Genomic DNA, 18,138 nt, shown 5'->3' on the forward strand with positions numbered 1-18,138 from the left:
CACCGTGACAGATTAAGCTGCTTTCTTAGCTTCTTTGACCAGCGCGTTAACGCGATCAGAGAGTGTTGCGCCCTGGCCAACCCAGTGCTCGATACGGTCCAGATCCAGACGCAGACCTTCAGCCTGACCAGATGCGATCGGGTTGAAGAAACCAACGCGCTCGATGAAACGACCGTTGCGTGCATTGCGGCTGTCAGTGACGACGACCTGATAGAACGGACGCTTTTTAGCGCCGTGACGTGCCAAACGAATTGTTACCATAACATCCTCTTCAGTTAATAAAACACCCGGCCCCCATCGAGGAACGGGGTCCGGGTGCTGTATAAAAAGCCCGAAAATTTTACTCATTTTGGCGAAAAAAGCAACCTAAACCGTGCCTTTCCGGGCTTTTTTGTAGAACGCTTAGCGGCCAGGGAATCCTGGCGGCATCATACCCTTCATGCCGCGCATCATTTTCGCCATACCGCCCTTCTTCATTTTCTTCATCATACGCTGCATGTCGTCGAACTGCTTCAATAAGCGGTTAACGTCCTGCACCTGCATTCCGGAGCCAGTTGCGATGCGGCGCTTGCGCGAGCCTTTGATGATTTCTGGTTTCTCACGCTCTTTGCGTGTCATCGAGTTGATGATGGCTTCCATGCGTACCAGCACTTTGTCATCCATCTGCGATTTCACATTGTCAGGCAACTGTCCCATACCGGGCAGTTTGCCCATCAGACTGGCCATGCCGCCCATGTTGCGCATCTGCTTCAGCTGCTCAAGGAAGTCATTGAGATCAAAACCGTCGCCGGTTTTCAGCTTCTTAGCCAGTTTCTCCGCCTGATCACGGTCAACCTTGCTTTCGATATCTTCGATCAGTGACAGCACGTCACCCATGCCGAGGATACGTGACGCAATACGGTCAGGATAGAACGGTTCAAGCGCTTCGGTTTTTTCACCGACACCCATGAATTTAATCGGCTTGCCGGTGATATGGCGAATCGACAGCGCTGCACCACCGCGGGCATCACCGTCAACCTTAGTCAGGATAACCCCGGTCAGCGGTAGGGCTTCATTAAAGGCCTTAGCCGTGTTTGCGGCATCCTGACCGGTCATGGCATCGACCACAAACAGCGTTTCTACCGGCTTAATCGCGGCATGAACCTGTTTGATTTCGTCCATCATCGCTTCGTCAACGTGCAGACGACCGGCGGTATCCACCAGCAACACATCGTAAAACTTCAGGCGGGCTTCACGCAGCGCATTATTGACGATATCGACCGGCTTCTGACTGAGATCGGACGGACAGAAATCCACGCCAACCTGCTGTGCCAGCGTTTCCAGCTGTTTGATTGCCGCCGGACGATAGACGTCGGCAGAAACCACTAAGACTTTCTTTTTGTGTTTTTCACGCAGGAACTTACCCAGCTTAGCGACGCTGGTGGTTTTACCGGCACCCTGCAGGCCCGCCATCAGTACTACGGCTGGTGGCTGAGCCGCCAGGTCGAGTGCGTTGTTCTCTGCACCCATCGCCGCAACCAGCTCGTTGCGAACGATTTTGATAAACTCCTGACCTGGCGTCAGGCTTTTATTCACATCATGGCCGACCGCGCTCTCTTTCACACGGTTGATGAAGTCACGTACCACTGGCAGGGCAACGTCAGCTTCAAGCAGCGCCATGCGCACTTCACGCAGGGTCTCTTTGATGTTCTCTTCAGTCAGCCTTCCGCGGCCGCTGATATTTCGCAGGGTTTGCGACAAACGATCGGTTAAATTATCAAACATGGTCTCTCACTTAAAAAGATCGCGAGGCGCCTGATCGGCAGAATGCGGCGGATTATAACACGAAGCCTCGGCGATCTCTGCAATTGCCCCTCAGATCGTTTGGAGCCTGCTTCGGCTGGCGCTATACTGCCTTTTTCCTTATCTGACTGAACCTGAAAGGATCTATGTTCGTTTTCGCGATAGTGGCGCTATTCGCCTACTCTTTAAGCCTTGCCCTGATCATTCCCAGCCTGTTGAAACGTAACGGCGGCTGGCGGCGAATGGCGATGCTCTCTGCCTGTGTGGCGCTGGTGACACACGCGGTGGCCTTGCAGCAACGCATATTTGCGGTTGATAGCGGACAGAATTTAAGCCTGCTCAACATAGGCTCGCTGGTCAGCCTGTTGATTTGCGCCATCATGACCATTGTGGCGTCACGCAACCGTGGCTGGCTGTTGCTGCCGATTGTTTACAGCTTCGCGCTGATTAATCTGGCCTTCGCCACTTTCGTCCCCAATGCGTTCATTACCCATCTGGAAACCACGCCAGGCATGATGATCCATATCGGTCTGTCGCTGTTCGCCTATGCGACACTGATTATTGCCGCGCTCTATGCGCTGCAGCTGGCGTGGATTGATTACCAGCTAAAAAACAAGCGACTGGCGTTTACTCAGGATATGCCGCCACTGCTGACCATCGAACGTAAGATGTTTCACATTACCCAGGTCGGCGTCGTGCTGCTGACGCTGGTGCTCTGCACCGGTCTGTTTTATATGCAGGATCTCTTCAGCGCAGAAAACGTCGATAAAGCCGTTCTCTCCATCATTGCGTGGTTTGTTTATATCGTTTTGCTCTGGGGGCACTATCATGAAGGCTGGCGTGGTCGCCGCGTTGTCTGGTTTAACTGCAGCGGTGCGGTGCTGTTAACCATGGCTTACTTCGGCAGTCGCATCCTGCAGCATCTGCTTGTCCCTACCTCTCGTTAAAAAGGAAGTTCTGCGTTGGAGAATGTTTCAACCACCACGCTGATTATTATTCTCTGCGTCATGGTCCTGGTTTCCGCCTGGTTTGCCGGGTCGGAAACCGGAATGATGACGCTTAACCGCTATAAGCTGCGCCATCAGGCAAAAAACGGTAATCGCGCCGCACGCCGGGTGGAGAAGCTACTGCGTCGTCCTGACCGGCTGCTCAGTCTGGTTTTAATCGGTAACAACCTGGTCAATATTCTGGCCTCTGCCCTTGCCACCATCGTAGGCATGCGCATTCACGGTGATGAAGGCGTCGCGATTGCGACCGGCATCCTGACCTTTGTGGTGCTGGTCTTCGCTGAAGTGCTGCCAAAAATCGTGGCGGCGCTCTATCCTGAGCGTGTCGCCTTTCCCAGCAGCCTGCTGCTGGTCCCGTTGCAATACATCATGCTGCCGCTGGTCTGGTTGCTTAACACCATTACCCGGCTGCTGATGAGGATAGCGGGTATCCGCGCTGACGGTGCCATTAACTCTGCGCTGAGCAAAGAGGAGTTACGTACTATCGTCTATGAGTCGCGTAGCCTGATGTCACGCCGGAACCAGGACATGCTGCTCTCTGTTCTCGACCTGGAGAAAGTCAGCGTTGACGACATCATGGTGCCGCGTAATGAGATTGTCGGCATCAACATCAACGATGACTGGAAGTCGGTCGTACGTCAATTAAGCCACTCGCCACACGGCCGCATCGTGCTGTTCCGGGACTCGCTGGATGACTGCGTCGGCATGCTGCGGGTACGCGAAGCCTGGCGCATGATGACGGAGAAAAAAGAGTTCACCAAAGAGACGCTGCTGCGTGCCGCCGATGAGATCTACTACATCCCGGAAGGGACACCGCTTAACACCCAACTGGTGAAGTTTCAGCGCAATAAAGAGAAAGCGGGCGTGGTGGTGGATGAATATGGCGACATCAAAGGGCTGGTGACGATTGAGGACATTCTGGAGGAGATTGTCGGTGACTTCACTACCTCCATGTCACCGTCACTGGCAGAAGAAGTAATGCCGCAGAATGATGGCTCGGTGCTGATTGAGGGTAGTGCTAACGTGCGTGAAATCAACAAGGCATTTAACTGGCAGTTGCCAGAGCAGGAAGCCCGCACTATTAACGGCATGCTGCTGGAAGCGCTGGAAGAGATCCCTGCCATCGCCACCCGTGTTCAGATCGGCCATTACAACGTCGATATTCTGGACGTGCAGGACAACATGATTAAACAGGTGCGCATCACGCCAAAGACGCCACTGAAAAAATCGGTCGGTTCCTGAAGCCATAAAAAACGCCGCAATCGACATGATGCGGCGTTTTTTTTAGCAGAGAGGCTCTGGCTAGATGTGCAGTTCTTTCAGCTTTTCAGCAGGCAGCTTCAGATCGTCGTTGCGGTTAACGCCGATCTCATGCGCCAGCACATTGCGCGCGATCTGCTGCGCTTCATCCAGTGAGTGCAGCTTGTAGCTGCCACACTGGTATTCATTCAGCTCAGGGATCTGGTTCTGATCTTTCACTTTCAGAACATCTTCCATCGCCCCTTTCCACGCTTTCGCAACGCGCTGCTCGTCTGGCGTACCAATCAGGCTCATGTAGAAGCCGGTACGGCAACCCATTGGCGAGATATCGACGATTTCCACACCGTCACCATTCAGGTGATCGCGCATGAATCCGGCAAAGAGATGCTCCAGCGTATGAATGCCACGCTCAGTGAGAATATCAATGTTCGGGCGGCAAAAACGCAGGTCAAAAACGGTAATCGTATCGCCATGCGGAGTCTTCATGGTTTTTGCAACGCGTACTGCCGGTGCGCCCATGATGGTGTGATCAACGGTAAAACTGTCCAGTAGTGGCATACGTCACCTCCTGTTCTGAGAATTTTTTTTAAAACGATGAAACTTTTCTGTTCGCCCAACGTCTGAATATATGAAAGACGCGCATTTGTTATCATCATCCCTGACAACAGAGATGTTAATTTGGCCACATTGATGTGGCCTTTTTCTTTTCTACCCTTCCCGGCTCGCCAGATATGCTTCAAAATCCAGCTTATCACTCGCTTCCAGCTGCTGCTGTGCAGCAACAGATTCCTGCGCCTGACGCGTGAAATCGTCTTCTGTCAGCACTTCCAGCGGCTCTTCGCAGAGCAGATGGCGATACTGTTCAGCCAGCGCCACGCCGGTTCCGGTTACACCATTGTCCTTCATTGCCTGAAGGATGCGCGCCGAGTAGGTTAGCTCAGGATCGTCGAACGATGCTACCAGTTGATCGCAAACCTGCTGATATTCCGTGCTGTCCTGATTATTGCTGTCTAAGACTTCAGCAACCCGACGCAGATCGGCAAACAGGGTCTTGCCGACTTCCACCAGCGAATGTTCCGCTTCTCCGCATCCTACGGCAATTTTCTGGTCCGGTTTACGCCCTTCCAGCACAACCCGGTTCCAGTTTATGCGGGTGCATTGCAGCTCATCGGCACTCATCTCCGGCGCATCCGCCAGGGTACACCAGATCAGGAACAGGTCGAGAAAGCGAACCTGATTTTCATCAACGCCGATGGCAGAGAATGGGTTGATATCCAGCGAACGCACTTCAATGTACTCAATACCACCACGCAGCAGCGCATCAGAAGGCGCTTCACCCGAGCGTGTCACACGCTTAGGCCGGATTGGCGCATAGAGCTCGTTTTCTATCTGCAGCACGTTGGTGTTGAGCTGCAGCCAGTTACCGTCGGCATCTTTAGTGCCCATCGCTGCATACTCTTCTGACGGCGTCTTAATCGCTTTTTTCAGCGCGGTGACATAGCCTTCCAGCGAGTTAAACGTGATGCCCAGAGAGCTCTGCGATTTATTGGTGTAGCCTAAATCGCTCAGACGCAGCGAGGTGGCGTACGGCAGCCACATCGTATCTTTGTCGTTGGTTTCGAACGACAGCGCGCTCTCACGGCCCTGCAGGAAGCTGGAGCTGATAGCAGGCGATGCGCCAAACAGATAGGGGATGACCCAGCCGAAGCGATAATAGTTGCGGATCAGCCGCAGATAGCCCGCCGAAATCGTCTCTTTTCCGCTTTCCTGATCTTTCACGTCAGCCCACTCCTGCCAGAATGAGAGTGGCAGCGAGAAGTTATAGTGAATGCCGGAGATGGTCTGCATCAACGCGCCGTAGCGGTTTTTAAGGCCTTCGCGGTAGAGCGTCTTCATCTGACCGATATTGGACGTGCCATATTGCGCCAGCTCAATATTGTCTGCGTCGTCAATCTCGCATGGCATACTGAAAGGCCACATGCGTTCATCACCCAGTTCACGGGCCACGTGACGATGAATATCGCGCAGGAATGCCAGCATATGATCAATGCTGTGATCCACTGGCGTAATAAATTCCAGCAACGTTTCGGCAAAGTCAGTGGTGATCCAGTCATGTTTCAGCGCCGACCCCAGAGATTCCGGGTGGCCGCTTTTTGCCAGTTCGCCATTTGCCTGTACACGCAGCGTTTCACGCTCGATGCCACGGCCAATACCTTTAAGGGCATTGGGATGCGCTTCCAGCCAGGAGAGCGCTTTAGATACGTCCGGGATCACATTCCCCCCCCGCTGTGATAATAATTTATTTTTGTTCAGCATAATGTTAACCGTAGCCTCGAATCTATGCGAATCAATGCCACCATTGCATACCCTGTAATGTGGCAGTCGCGATAACGATATAACGCAGTGTTTTGCCGACAGCGAGAAACAGCATCGCGGGTAGCCAGGCGAAACGTAACCAGCCTGCCAGAACGCAGAGCAGATCACCTATCACTGGCAGCCAGCTGAATAACAGTGCTGCAGGTCCCAGTCGGTGCAACCACGTCATTGCTGTGTCATGCCATCGCCCCTGACGTTTTAACGGCAGCAAGCGACCAATAAGAATGTTGGTTAAGCCGCCCAAGGTGTTTCCCAGTGATGCGGCCAAAAGCAACCCGTAAACTGATGTTTTTTTTGCTATCAATAGTGCTATCAGCAGTGCTTCAGAACTTCCCGGCAGGAGCGTTGCACTTAAAAAGCTGCTGCCGAACATTGAGGCATAGGTAAGAACGTCACTCACAGTAAGCGGACATCCACCACAGCCATACCTGCCGCCTTCGCTGCCTGAATACCAAAGTCCGCATCCTCAAACACCACACAACGTGCCGGCGTCACACCCATCAGCTCAGCGCAGCGTAAGAAGGTTTCAGGCTCAGGTTTATGACGCTGTACGTCGTCAGCACCAACGACTGCAGAGAAGAGCTCACGCACGCCCAGCTGCGTCAGTAACGCCTCTGCCATACTGTGTTCGCTTCCGGTACCCACCGCCATCGGACGCCGCCCGTGATACGCTTTCACCACCTCCATTAAAGGCAGTGGCTTCACGTTTTCCAGCAGCATCGCTTTCACGGCAGCGGTTTTTTCTGCGGCAAGAAGATGAGGGTCGAGTGACGACTGATTGGATTCAATGATGAACTGCGACAGCCGCCAGGTTGGTGCGCCATTGAAGTCGATAATACGAGCTTCATCCAGCGTTAATCCATAACGCGCCAGTACCTGACGCCACGCTTTTCGATGTGTCGGCTCAGTATCAAGAATCGTGCCGTCCATATCGAAAATCAGGGCGTCATATTGATCGTACATTGTCACTCCGGACATCCACCAAATGAGACATTACTTTAGCCTAATGTGGACAGGTTGTCGCCAGGGGGGATGAACAGCAAATGCTTTGAAAGCATTAGCAATTTTTGTTTTCAGATAAAGGTGATCGTGCGCGGCCAGTGATAACAGTACGAATTTTAAGCGAATTTTTAACATTCTTTTGGCTGACAGGCGGCGGCGGACGGGCGTGGGCAGCAAAACAGAAGGCGTTGATGCGGGAAACAGGCGTTTCGGATCGCTTAAGTCAGGATGATGAATCAATGGGGCAGATTAAACAGGAAAAGAGGGCGTGTGAAGCCAGAGGGAAACTGCAGAGGTTTTTCAGGATACTCACTCAGCGTTTGCTGTACGGGCGGTTACGGAAGTAACGCTAGCGTGTTTAGTGATGTCTTAGCGATCATCGCGCCATGATACTTTGAGGGATTTTAAGACTGGATTTTGAGACTAAAGAAGAAGATGGTGCATCCAGGAGGATGACTCAGCTTGCGCTTCGCCCTGCGGGCCGTTGCTGATGCAACGTTATCCCCCTTCGTGCGGCCGGAACGCTTATTGCGTCATGTCACACTGAGGAACTGCCAACATTCGAGAAGATGGTGCATCCAGGAGGATTCGAACCTCCGACCGCTCGGTTCGTAGCCGAGTACTCTATCCAGCTGAGCTATGGATGCATTGGGGTCTATCTTTGGGGGTCACACTTTTTTATGGACTTTCGGAAACCAACCTGAGGATGTTACAAAGAATGGTGCATCCAGGAGGATTGCTTAGCTTGCGCTTCGCCCTATGGGCCGTTGCTGATGCAACGTTATCCTCCTTAGTGCGGCCTGAACGATAATCACGTCATGACACACTGAGGCACTGTCCATATTCGGGAAGAATATGGTGCATCCAGGAGGATTCGAACCTCCGACCGCTCGGTTCGTAGCCGAGTACTCTATCCAGCTGAGCTATGGATGCATAAATCAAATTCTTGTACAACGCAGGGTGCTAACTACTCACCATGAAAGGAATTGCTAATTCGCTTTGTTTCGATGGTGCATCCAGGAGGATTACTCAGCTTGCGCTTCGCCCTGCGGGCCGTTGCTAAAGCAACGTTATCCTCCTTAGTGCGGCCTGAACGCTAATGCGTCATGTCACACCGAGGCACTTTTCCATATTCGAAAATATGGTGCATCCAGGAGGATTCGAACCTCCGACCGCTCGGTTCGTAGCCGAGTACTCTATCCAGCTGAGCTATGGATGCATCGAAAATGGCGGTGAGGGAGGGATTCGAACCCTCGATACAGCTTTTGACCGTATACTCCCTTAGCAGGGGAGCGCCTTCAGCCTCTCGGCCACCTCACCTTACGCTTTCTTTCGAACTGTGCGTCTGAACGTTGTTTCTGCTCATCGGCACTGCGTGGCGCACATATTACTTTCCCGGACTTTTAAGTCAAACAATTTTTCCGAAACTTTGTTTGATTGCGCAAATCACACACAATTGGGACAAAATGGCGACAAAAAGAGTGAATTATCAACAATGAAAGGTGATGTCGTTAACGAAACCGGGAAGAGAAAGCAGAAAAGAAAAAGCAGGATTTTTAACAAAGCGGTAGCGCCTCGCACTTGTGCGAGACGCTGAATCCGTTAAACGCTGGTTTGTTGCGTTTTTTCAGCCTGGATGCGTTGATAGATCTCTTCGCGATGCACAGACACTTCTTTCGGCGCGTTAACCCCTATACGAACCTGGTTACCCTTAACACCCAGCACCGTTACAGTTACCTCATCACCGATCATGAGGGTTTCACCAACTCGACGAGTTAGAATAAGCATTCTTTGCTCCTTGAAAGATTAAAAGAGTCGGGCTTGTACAGGCTCCCGGCATTATCCATCATTTAACGCTGCACAATGTGTATGAGAAATACACCAATGCACATCGATGCGCCAATACATTCTGCTGATAGTTAGTTTAGCCGAAATACACTACATCAACCTGACTTTGTCATTTGCTGCTTTAGCATCGTATTAAAAAGCGCCGGAACAACCGTTCTGACGCTTTTTACGATGCCTTGTTTTAATTCACTTACAGACGGCTGCTGACCCAGTCCTCAACCCCTGCTAATGCGCCTTTCAGAGCACCCGCATCGTTACCACCAGCTTGTGCCATATCAGGACGGCCACCGCCCTTCCCGCCAACCTGCTGAGCCAGACCGGCAATCAACTCACCCGCTTTAACACGGTCAGTCAGATCTTTGGTCACACCCGCAATCAGCGACACCTTACCTTCAGTAACCGTTGCCAGCACAATAATCGCCGACCCCAGCTGATTCTTAAGATCATCAACCATGGTACGCAACATTTTAGGTTCAACATTGTTGAGCTCACTGACCAGCAGTTTCACTCCCTTAACGTCGATGGCATTGCTGCTCAGTGAAGCGCTCTCCTGCGCGGCTTGCTGATCGCGCAGTTGCTGCAACTCTTTCTCCAGAGCCCGCACATGATCAACCAGACCACGTACTTTCTCGTTCAGGTTGCTGCTGTTCGCTTTGACCAGCTGCGCAAGATCCTGCAGCTGGCTGCTCTGCGCATTGACCTGCGCCAGCGCCCCTTCACCGGTAATGGCTTCGATACGACGGATGCCTGCCGCCGTTCCTGACTCAGCCTGAATACGGAACAGGCCGATATCACCCGTGCGCGCAGCATGAGTCCCCCCGCACAGCTCAACAGAGAAATCACCCATGGTCAGAACGCGTACGCGCTGATCATATTTCTCGCCAAACAGTGCCATCGCACCCTTAGACTTTGCCGCATCCAGATCCATCACTTCAGTTTCAACCGGCAGGTTGCGACGAATCTGCGCATTGACGATATCTTCGACCTGACGAATCTCCTGAGGTTTCATCGCTTCGAAATGCGAAAAATCGAAACGCAGGTATTTGTCGTTAACCAGCGAGCCTTTCTGCGCCACATGCTCACCTAAAACCTGACGCAATGCGGCATGCAATAAGTGGGTCGCGGAGTGGTTAAGACGGATGCGTGCACGGCGTGCCGCATCAACCTGGGCCTCAAGACGATCTCCGATACGCAACTGCCCTGCGGTCAGCTTACCGACATGACCGATTGCCTGACCATATTTTTGTGTATCCTGGACGCTAAATTCAGCATTCTTCCCTTTCAGAAGACCGGTATCGCCTACCTGACCACCGGATTCGCCATAGAATGGCGTTTCATCCAGCACGACTACAGCATCCTGACCGGCGGTCACTTCATCAACCGCCTCGCCCGCAACGTAGAGCGCTTTCACCGTGGCGGCCAGATCAAGCTGGTCGTAGCCTTTGAAGGAGGAGGCGGCATCAATGCGGATAACGTTGCTGTAGTCAGCGCCGAAGCCACTTGCTTCACGTGCACGCTGACGCTGCTGTTCCATCGCCTGCTCAAAGCCCGCTTCATCAATTTTCAGGTTGCGTTCGCGGCAGACGTCAGCCGTTAAATCAGCCGGGAAGCCAAAGGTATCGTAAAGACGGAAGACGATTTCGCCATCCAGCGTGTCGCCCTGCAGTTTTTCCAGCTCTTCGTCCAGTAGCGCCAGTCCGCGCTCCAGCGTTCTGGCAAACTGATCCTCTTCGCTTTTCAGCACCTGCTCAACCTGAGCCTGCTGACGCTGTAACTCTTCGCCCGCAGCCCCCATAACCTCAACCAGTGGCGCAACCAGCTTATAGAAGAAAGCCTCTTTGGCGCCCAGCATATTGCCATGACGTACGGCACGACGAATGATACGACGCAGCACGTAGCCACGGTTCTCATTCGACGGAATCACGCCATCGGCAATCAGGAAAGCACAGGAGCGGATATGGTCGGCAATCACGCGCAGCGATTTATTACTCAGATCGGTCGCGCCGGTAACCTGTGCCACAGCCTGAATCAGTTTCTGGAACAGGTCGATTTCATAGTTGGAGTTAACGTGTTGCAGAACGGCAGAAATACGCTCAAGGCCCATTCCGGTATCAACCGACGGTTTTGGCAGCGGCAGCATAGTGCCATCAGCCTGACGATTGAACTGCATAAAGACGATGTTCCAGATCTCAATATAACGGTCACCATCTTCTTCCGGGCTGCCTGGCGGGCCACCCCAGATGTGATCGCCATGATCGTAGAAAATTTCACTGCACGGACCACAAGGACCGGTATCGCCCATCTGCCAGAAATTATCTGACGCGTACGCGCTGCCCTTATTGTCGCCGATGCGGATAATGCGCTCGCGTGGCACGCCGATTTCGTCCGCCCAGATATTGTAGGCTTCATCATCGGTTTCATAGACCGTCACCCACAGACGCTCTTTCGGCAGGCTGAACCACTGCTCGCTCGTCAGCAGTTCCCAGGCAAAACCAATCGCCTCTTTCTTGAAGTAGTCACCAAAGCTGAAGTTACCCAGCATTTCAAAGAAGGTGTGGTGACGTGCGGTGTAGCCGACGTTTTCAAGATCGTTGTGTTTGCCGCCTGCGCGTACGCAGCGCTGTGACGTGGTCGCACGTGTATAATCACGTTTGTCCTGACCGAGGAACACATCTTTAAACTGGTTCATCCCGGCGTTAGTAAACAACAACGTTGGATCGTTATTCGGTACGAGGGAGCTGCTGGTTACAACCTCATGTCCCTTGCTATGAAAAAAGTCGAGAAACGCTTGACGGATCTCAGCAGTGCTCTTGCTCATATATGTCCTGGAATCACGCTAACGAACGTTCCCTCTGATCGGCGCGGCCACATTCTCGTGGTGCCTGATTAGCGGAACAAAAAGTGGGAATAAGATAAATTTTCTTCGGTGGGAAGTAAAATTACATCGGCTTTTAGTCATCAAAATTTCTGAAAATGGACTGGATATCGTCGGTCTGAAAGCCCTTTGACTGCAGATAGCGTAGTACTTTCGCTTTCTCTTTCCACTCTGTGGGCAGCGGATGTCCGAATTTTCTTTCAGCCAACTGAGCCGCGCAGGCCGCCCAGTCGACTTCAGTCTCTTCCATCGCAATATCAATGGCTTCACGATCGATGCCTTTCTGGGCCAGTTCAAGCCGTACGCGCTGCGACCCAAAACCTTTACGGCTTCGGCTCTGAATAAACCGATCGGTAAAACGCTCGTCGTTTAACCAGCCGCTTTCCTGACACCAGTCCAGTACCTGCTCCAGCAGCGCTTCAGTAATAATTTCAGGCTCTTTTTTCTGCGCCCATGCGGCACGCTGAGCTGACTGTTGTAGCTTACGGGATAACTCTGCACGGCTGTGGTCGCGCTGACCCAAAATGCGCATCGCACGGTCAAGCAGACGAGAATAAGAGACAACATTGGGTTGGGGCTGAGAGGATTCAGTCATACTGCGCACCTTCTACAAACAGAGGGAAATTATGGCGACAGAACAGGACAGAGGGAAGGCAGGAAAGGTATGAGGGGGATAAAACAGCGGGAGAGGCTTTTGCCCCTCCCGCATCATAAATCAGAAGTCTTCGTTCGCTTCACTTGCCGCGTCTTCTTTCTCAGCAGCTTTGTCGGCTGCTGCGAGTTTCTCATCTGCGCCGTTGAGCAACATCTCACGCAACTTCAGATCAATTTCGTTTGCCACAGCAGCATTCTCTTTCAGGAAGTTGCCGGCATTCGATTTACCCTGACCAATCTTGTCGCCATTGTAACTGTACCATGCACCCGCTTTTTCAATAAGCTTGTGCTTAACGCCCAGGTCGACCAGCTCACCAAAGGTGTTGATACCTTCGCCGTACATGATCTGGAATTCAGCCTGTTTAAATGGCGCGGCGATTTTGTTTTTCACTACCTTAACGCGGGTCTCACTACCCACCACGTTATCGCCCTCTTTGATGGCACCGATACGGCGGATATCAAGACGGACAGACGCATAGAACTTCAGCGCGTTACCACCGGTAGTGGTTTCCGGGTTACCAAACATCACACCAATTTTCATACGGATCTGGTTGATGAAGATCAGCAGCGTATTGGACTGCTTCAGGTTACCGGCCAGTTTACGCATCGCCTGGCTCATCATACGTGCCGCGAGGCCCATATGTGAGTCACCGATTTCACCTTCAATTTCCGCTTTCGGCGTCAGCGCCGCAACGGAGTCGACGATGATGACATCAACAGCACCAGAACGCGCCAGCGCATCACAGATTTCCAGCGCCTGCTCACCGGTGTCGGGCTGAGAACAGAGCAGGTTTTCAATATCTACGCCCAGTTTTTTGGCGTAAACCGGATCAAGCGCATGCTCAGCATCGATAAAGGCACAGGTTTTGCCTTTACGCTGTGCAGATGCGATAACCTGCAGGGTCAGCGTGGTTTTACCGGAAGACTCTGGTCCGTAGATCTCAACGATACGTCCCATTGGCAGACCGCCTGCACCTAATGCGATATCTAGCGAGAGCGAACCGGTAGAGATGGTTTCCACATCCATTGAGCGGTCTTCACCCAAGCGCATGATGGAGCCTTTACCAAATTGTTTCTCAATCTGGCCCAGCGCGGCAGCTAAAGCCTTCTGTTTGTTTTCATCAATCGCCATTTCAACTCCTAATCAAGCCGGGTAAACACGCACTCAGGGTGCCTGCACTCTTTCTGTTGCCGACAATTATACTGTATAGTCATACAGTATCAAGTTTAATTTGTCAGAAATTCGCCATACAGTTTCTGCAGGGCCCATGCCACCGACTGGCGGCGGACGGCATCACGACCGCCGCTAAAATGCTGTTGAAAAGTCAATACGTTATCCTGCGGCCCGGCAAAGCCAAACCACACTGTGCCGACCGGTTTTTCTTCACTGCCGCCATCCGGACCGGCAATGCCGCTTACGGAGATCGCGTAGTCAGCATGGGCCGCCTTACGGGCACCCAGCGCCATCTCACGTACCACCGCATCACTCACCGCGCCATACTGCGCCAGCGAGTCTGTCTGCACATTGACCAGTTGCTGTTTAGCCTCATTACTGTAGGTGACAAAACCGCGTTCGAACCAGGCGGAACTGCCGCTGATATCGGTAAAGACTTTGGCAATCCAGCCGCCGGTACAGGATTCCGCACAGGTTACGGTAGCATTACGCTGCTTCAGCTTCTCACCTATCTGCGCGCTTAACGCCTGCAATTGCTGATCGTCCATTGCAACTCTCCCTTTGGTCGTAGGTTGAAGGTGGTGCAGAAAAACCACTTTTTCAAGGGCTCTTATCATTATTGCCCTGATTTTGCGGCAGGCTTTCCAGCGCCATCACCTTTTTTCACTGCAACCATAAAAAGTCGCGGAAAGGCGAGCAGAATCTGACCATCGGCCTGAGCCGGATAAGCAGTAAGTAAGCGCTGATGATAATCAGACAGAAAAGCCGACTGTTCAGATTCATTCAGCATAGCCAGGAAAGGCCTCAGGCCGGTCGCCTGCAACCAGCTGATAATCGCCTGTGCATCGGCCATCACGTGATAATAGGTGGTCCGCCAGATATCTACCTCACAGCCAGCCTCGGTCAGCAGATTGTAGTACTCGCCCGTAGAAAGCAGCTGTGTACGTTCAGCGACACTGGCATTAATGAGTGACGACCAGCGATCTCCAGCCGCCACCTCGCGCATCAGATGGTGCGACGGCTCATTGAGGTTATCAGGCATCTGTATCGCCAGCACGCCATCGGGTGCAAGCTGGCTGACCAGATGAGGAAACAGCGTGGCGTGATTATCCAGCCATTGCAGAGATGCGTTCGCATAAATCACTTGCTGCGGCGTATCCGCCTGCCATGTACGGATATCTGCCTGGACGAAACGGCAGTGCGGCAGACGTTCACGGGCCTGAGTTAGCATCGTCGCTGAACTGTCTAGTCCTGTGATCTGCGCCAGCGGCCAGGCATCGGCGAGCAGCTCGGTGCTGTTGCCGGGTCCGCAGCCCAGATCCGTCACCTGCTCAACCTGTTCCAGGCTGATCCGAGCCAGCAGTTCGCGGGCTGGACGGGTTCGTTCCGCTTCAAATTTGCGATACAGCACGGGATCCCACTCTTTCATCATCACCTCTCGCTCAGTTGTAAGAAGTATTCGCTTACTGAGACGGATGAAAGGCGAAAAAGTGCGACTCGTTGCTCATTTTTGCATCACGCGCTGGCAGAGACTGGCTGGAGCCATTAAGTTAAAACACTGTTTCATTTTTAACATTTACTTCAGGAGACAGCTATGCGTGAAAAATCGGCCTTTGCCGGTGTCTGGTGCCCTACCGTCACCCCTTTCAGTGCGCAGGGCGGCCTTGATATCGACGCGCTCGGGCGACACTTCTCCCGCCTCAATGACTCCGGTATTGACACCCTGCTGGTGATGGGCAGCATTGGCGAGTTTGCCTCACTGACGCAGCAGGAGCGTTTACAGCTGATTCAGGAAGCCAGACCCTTGTCACCACTAAAAATGGTAGCGAACATCTCAGCAACCTGTATCCCGGACATGCTGACACTGGCCGAAGCCGCCTGGAAAAATGACTTTGACGCGGTGATGGTGCTGCCGCCCTACTACTACGGACAGACGCAACGGCAGCTGTTGCACTACTTCGAAGCGCTTGATGCGCAGCTGGGTGGCAAATGGTTTGCCTACAACTTCCCGGCTCGCACCGGCTGCGATCTGACGCCAACGCTGATTGCCGCTCTGGCGGCAAAGCTGCCCAACTTTGTCGGTATCAAAGATACGGTGGATTGCCTGTCGCATAACCGGGCAATGATTGAGGAGACCCGCAAGGTACGCAGTGATTTTGCCGTGCTGTCAGGATATGACGAATACCTGCTTCCCAATCTGCTGGCGGGGGGGGCCGGGGTGATTTCAGGCCTGAATAATATTGTGCCGGAGTACTTCGCCGGAATGATGAACGCGTGGCGGACAGGCAATCTTCCTGAGCTGACGCGTCTGCAGCAGCAGATTGGTCGGCTGATGGCGATTTACAGTATCGGGGATGATTTTGTGACAACGATTAAAACGGCTGTAGCGCGTCGCTATGACTCAATGAGCAGTAATTCGCGTAATTACGGTGGTGCTCTGAACGCGGAACAGTGCGCCGCAATCGATCGGCTGTTCAGCTAAAAGAAAGGCGGGCGCATCCCTGCGCCCCGGATCTCAGTTCTTTTTTACAAACTCAGATTTTAATTTCATCGGGCCAAAACCGTCGATTTTACAGTCGATGTTGTGGTCCCCTTCAACCAGGCGAATGCTTTTCACTTTGGTGCCGATCTTCAACGATGAGGAACTGCCCTTCACCTTGAGATCTTTGATCACCGTGACGCTGTCGCCATCTGCCAGCAGATTGCCGTTGGCATCACGCACTTCCAGCGATCCGTTGCTGCTGTCCCCCTCTCCTTCGGTCCAGATATGGCCGCAGGAGGGGCAGTTGAGATTATCACCATCTTGCCAGGTGTAATCGGCGTGACAAGCTGGGCAGGCAGGTAAAGACATAACGACTCCAGAGGTATCAGTGGCTGTATGGCCTGAAAAAGGGCGTCATCATATAACCTTACAGTTAACAAGGATAGCCTTTATAACAGGCCGCCCTGCCGTGCCTTGCTCACCGCCTCACCCAGTTGCCATACCGCCATCGCATAATGAGTACTGTGGTTGTAGCGGGTAATGACATAGAAATTGGGTAAGCCGTACCAGTACTGGTAGCTGGTGCCTAAGTCGAGGCGCAGCAGACTGACCTGATTGTTACCGTCCAGCGAACCCTGAGGTGACAGGCCTGACGCCGCCAGCATGCTCACGCTGTAACGGGTTTTGAAGCCATCTTCCAGCATCGGTGCCTGACCGCTTGCCGGGACCGCCACATTTTCACCGCTGCGCCAGCCGTGTTTCTGGAAGTAGTGCGCCACGCTGCCGATCGCATCCACCGGATCCCACAGGTTTGCATGGCCGTCGCCGTTGAAATCAACCGCGTAATCATTGTAAGAGGAAGGCATAAACTGACCATAGCCCATCGCCCCGGCGAAAGAGCCTTTCAGCGCCAGCGGATCATCCTGCTCTTTACGCGACATCAGCAGGAAGGTTTCCAGCTCGCTGCTGAAGTACGCGGCACGGCGCGGATAGTTAAACGATAAGGTTGCAAGCGCATCCAGAATCCGCGTTTTCCCCATTACGCGACCCCAGCGGGTTTCCACGCCAATGATGCCGACAATGATTTCCGGCGGCACGCCATAGACCTGCTGCGCGCGTTGCAGCGCATCCTGATACTGGTTCCAGAACGCCACGCCGTTTTGCACGTTATCCGGCGTAATGAACTTGTTGCGATAGCGGATCCAGGCACCGTTAGGTCCCGGCGCAGGCGTATAGCTCGGTGCCTGACGATCCATCAGCCGCAGCACGTAATCAAGTCGCTTAGCCTGACCGATTATGTTGTGCAGCTGCTCACGGTCGAAGTCATGCTTCTCAACCATCTTATCGATAAACTGCTCTGCGGCCGGATTACCGGCAAAGTCGCCGAACATCGCCTGCCCGCTGTGCGACGGCTGCAGTAAGAAACCGCCCTGTGGCGCAGCCAGCATCTTCTGCTGGGAAGGAACGTCAGGTTTGCTGCTGCAGGAGGCCAGAAGCGGGATGAACGCAAGGAGGGCTAACTTGAGACGCATCGGTTATCCATAAACGAAGGGTAAATTCAGATGCGGTAATAGTAGTCGTTCAGCGCGTTGACATACAGTCCGGAATCTTAAAAAAACGTCAACGCAGCCGTGGGTTAACATGGCTGCGGGGCGGTATCTCCCCCCACAGCCTTTTC

At 53.0% G+C, this 18,138-nt stretch carries 17 protein-coding genes and 4 tRNA genes; 3 read left to right on the forward strand and 18 right to left on the reverse strand.

Annotation, left to right across the window (positions count from 1 at the left end):
• Positions 1-12 precede the first annotated feature (12 nt).
• Positions 13-261, reverse strand: a complete 249-nt coding sequence (rpsP, locus tag AC6I8J_RS14565) for a 30S ribosomal protein S16 (RefSeq protein ID WP_003849041.1) — start codon at positions 259-261, stop codon at positions 13-15.
• A gap of 141 nt (positions 262-402) precedes the next feature.
• The gene (gene ffh / locus AC6I8J_RS14570; RefSeq protein WP_013358819.1) at positions 403-1,764 is read right to left on the reverse strand and encodes a signal recognition particle protein; all 1,362 of its coding nucleotides are present in this window, start codon (positions 1,762-1,764) and stop codon (positions 403-405) included.
• Between the two features lie 164 nt (positions 1,765-1,928).
• On the opposite strand from ffh, the gene AC6I8J_RS14575 reads away from it, so the two are divergent.
• On the forward strand, positions 1,929-2,729 hold the full coding sequence (locus tag AC6I8J_RS14575) for a cytochrome C assembly family protein (RefSeq protein WP_010248489.1): 801 nt from the start codon (positions 1,929-1,931) through the stop codon (positions 2,727-2,729).
• A gap of 15 nt (positions 2,730-2,744) precedes the next feature.
• On the forward strand, positions 2,745-4,031 hold the full coding sequence (locus AC6I8J_RS14580; RefSeq protein ID WP_497825510.1) for an HlyC/CorC family transporter: 1,287 nt from the start codon (positions 2,745-2,747) through the stop codon (positions 4,029-4,031).
• Positions 4,032-4,091: 60 nt separating this feature from the next.
• Here AC6I8J_RS14580 and luxS read toward each other — a convergent pair whose 3' ends face one another.
• From luxS to tam, 14 genes are all read right to left on the reverse strand, one after another.
• Entirely contained in the window at positions 4,092-4,607 is a 516-nt protein-coding gene (gene luxS, locus AC6I8J_RS14585; RefSeq protein WP_003849049.1) for an S-ribosylhomocysteine lyase, read from the reverse strand.
• A gap of 150 nt (positions 4,608-4,757) precedes the next feature.
• The gene (gshA, locus tag AC6I8J_RS14590) at positions 4,758-6,365 is read right to left on the reverse strand and encodes a glutamate--cysteine ligase (RefSeq protein ID WP_497825511.1); all 1,608 of its coding nucleotides are present in this window, start codon (positions 6,363-6,365) and stop codon (positions 4,758-4,760) included.
• A 31-nt stretch (positions 6,366-6,396) separates the two neighbouring features.
• Positions 6,397-6,825, reverse strand: a complete 429-nt coding sequence (locus AC6I8J_RS14595) for a YqaA family protein (protein ID WP_010248498.1) — start codon at positions 6,823-6,825, stop codon at positions 6,397-6,399.
• Positions 6,822-7,388, reverse strand: a complete 567-nt coding sequence (gene yqaB / locus AC6I8J_RS14600) for a fructose-1-phosphate/6-phosphogluconate phosphatase (RefSeq protein ID WP_253419845.1) — start codon at positions 7,386-7,388, stop codon at positions 6,822-6,824. Before yqaB ends, AC6I8J_RS14595 begins: the two co-directional genes overlap by 4 nt.
• Before the next feature lie 609 nt (positions 7,389-7,997).
• Positions 7,998-8,074, reverse strand: a tRNA-Arg gene (locus tag AC6I8J_RS14605).
• 209 nt (positions 8,075-8,283) lie between these two features.
• Positions 8,284-8,360, reverse strand: a tRNA-Arg gene (locus AC6I8J_RS14610).
• A 209-nt stretch (positions 8,361-8,569) separates the two neighbouring features.
• A tRNA-Arg gene (locus tag AC6I8J_RS14615) sits at positions 8,570-8,646 on the reverse strand.
• Positions 8,647-8,654: 8 nt separating this feature from the next.
• Positions 8,655-8,747: transfer RNA gene (locus AC6I8J_RS14620), tRNA-Ser, on the reverse strand.
• A 282-nt stretch (positions 8,748-9,029) separates the two neighbouring features.
• A complete protein-coding gene (gene csrA / locus AC6I8J_RS14625; protein WP_008927091.1) occupies positions 9,030-9,215 on the reverse strand; it encodes a carbon storage regulator CsrA in 186 nt (61 codons plus the stop codon).
• A 250-nt stretch (positions 9,216-9,465) separates the two neighbouring features.
• Positions 9,466-12,093: an alanine--tRNA ligase gene (gene alaS, locus AC6I8J_RS14630; protein ID WP_161732750.1), complete on the reverse strand. Its 2,628-nt coding sequence runs from the start codon at positions 12,091-12,093 to the stop codon at positions 9,466-9,468.
• Between the two features lie 133 nt (positions 12,094-12,226).
• Entirely contained in the window at positions 12,227-12,745 is a 519-nt protein-coding gene (locus AC6I8J_RS14635; protein ID WP_150014588.1) for a regulatory protein RecX, read from the reverse strand.
• A 120-nt stretch (positions 12,746-12,865) separates the two neighbouring features.
• Positions 12,866-13,936 (reverse strand): recombinase RecA, encoded by a 1,071-nt coding sequence (gene recA / locus AC6I8J_RS14640; RefSeq protein WP_161732752.1) that lies wholly within the window; start codon positions 13,934-13,936, stop codon positions 12,866-12,868.
• Positions 13,937-14,031: 95 nt separating this feature from the next.
• Positions 14,032-14,526 (reverse strand): nicotinamide-nucleotide amidase, encoded by a 495-nt coding sequence (gene pncC, locus AC6I8J_RS14645; protein ID WP_161732754.1) that lies wholly within the window; start codon positions 14,524-14,526, stop codon positions 14,032-14,034.
• Positions 14,527-14,594: 68 nt separating this feature from the next.
• Positions 14,595-15,407: a trans-aconitate 2-methyltransferase gene (gene tam / locus AC6I8J_RS14650; protein WP_285088423.1), complete on the reverse strand. Its 813-nt coding sequence runs from the start codon at positions 15,405-15,407 to the stop codon at positions 14,595-14,597.
• Positions 15,408-15,572: 165 nt separating this feature from the next.
• Between tam and AC6I8J_RS14655 the strand changes: the two genes are divergently transcribed.
• Positions 15,573-16,460: a dihydrodipicolinate synthase family protein gene (locus AC6I8J_RS14655; protein WP_497825512.1), complete on the forward strand. Its 888-nt coding sequence runs from the start codon at positions 15,573-15,575 to the stop codon at positions 16,458-16,460.
• A 33-nt stretch (positions 16,461-16,493) separates the two neighbouring features.
• Here AC6I8J_RS14655 and AC6I8J_RS14660 read toward each other — a convergent pair whose 3' ends face one another.
• Positions 16,494-16,829 carry a zinc ribbon domain-containing protein YjdM gene (locus tag AC6I8J_RS14660; protein WP_222925060.1) on the reverse strand — a complete coding sequence of 112 codons (336 nt, stop codon included), beginning with the start codon at positions 16,827-16,829 and terminating at the stop codon, positions 16,494-16,496.
• An 80-nt stretch (positions 16,830-16,909) separates the two neighbouring features.
• The gene (gene mltB, locus AC6I8J_RS14665) at positions 16,910-17,992 is read right to left on the reverse strand and encodes a lytic murein transglycosylase B (protein ID WP_161732760.1); all 1,083 of its coding nucleotides are present in this window, start codon (positions 17,990-17,992) and stop codon (positions 16,910-16,912) included.
• Between the last annotated feature and the right edge of the window lie 146 nt (positions 17,993-18,138).

The sequence above is a fragment of the Pantoea sp. X-Soil-ISGK-355 genome (genome assembly GCF_059730805.1).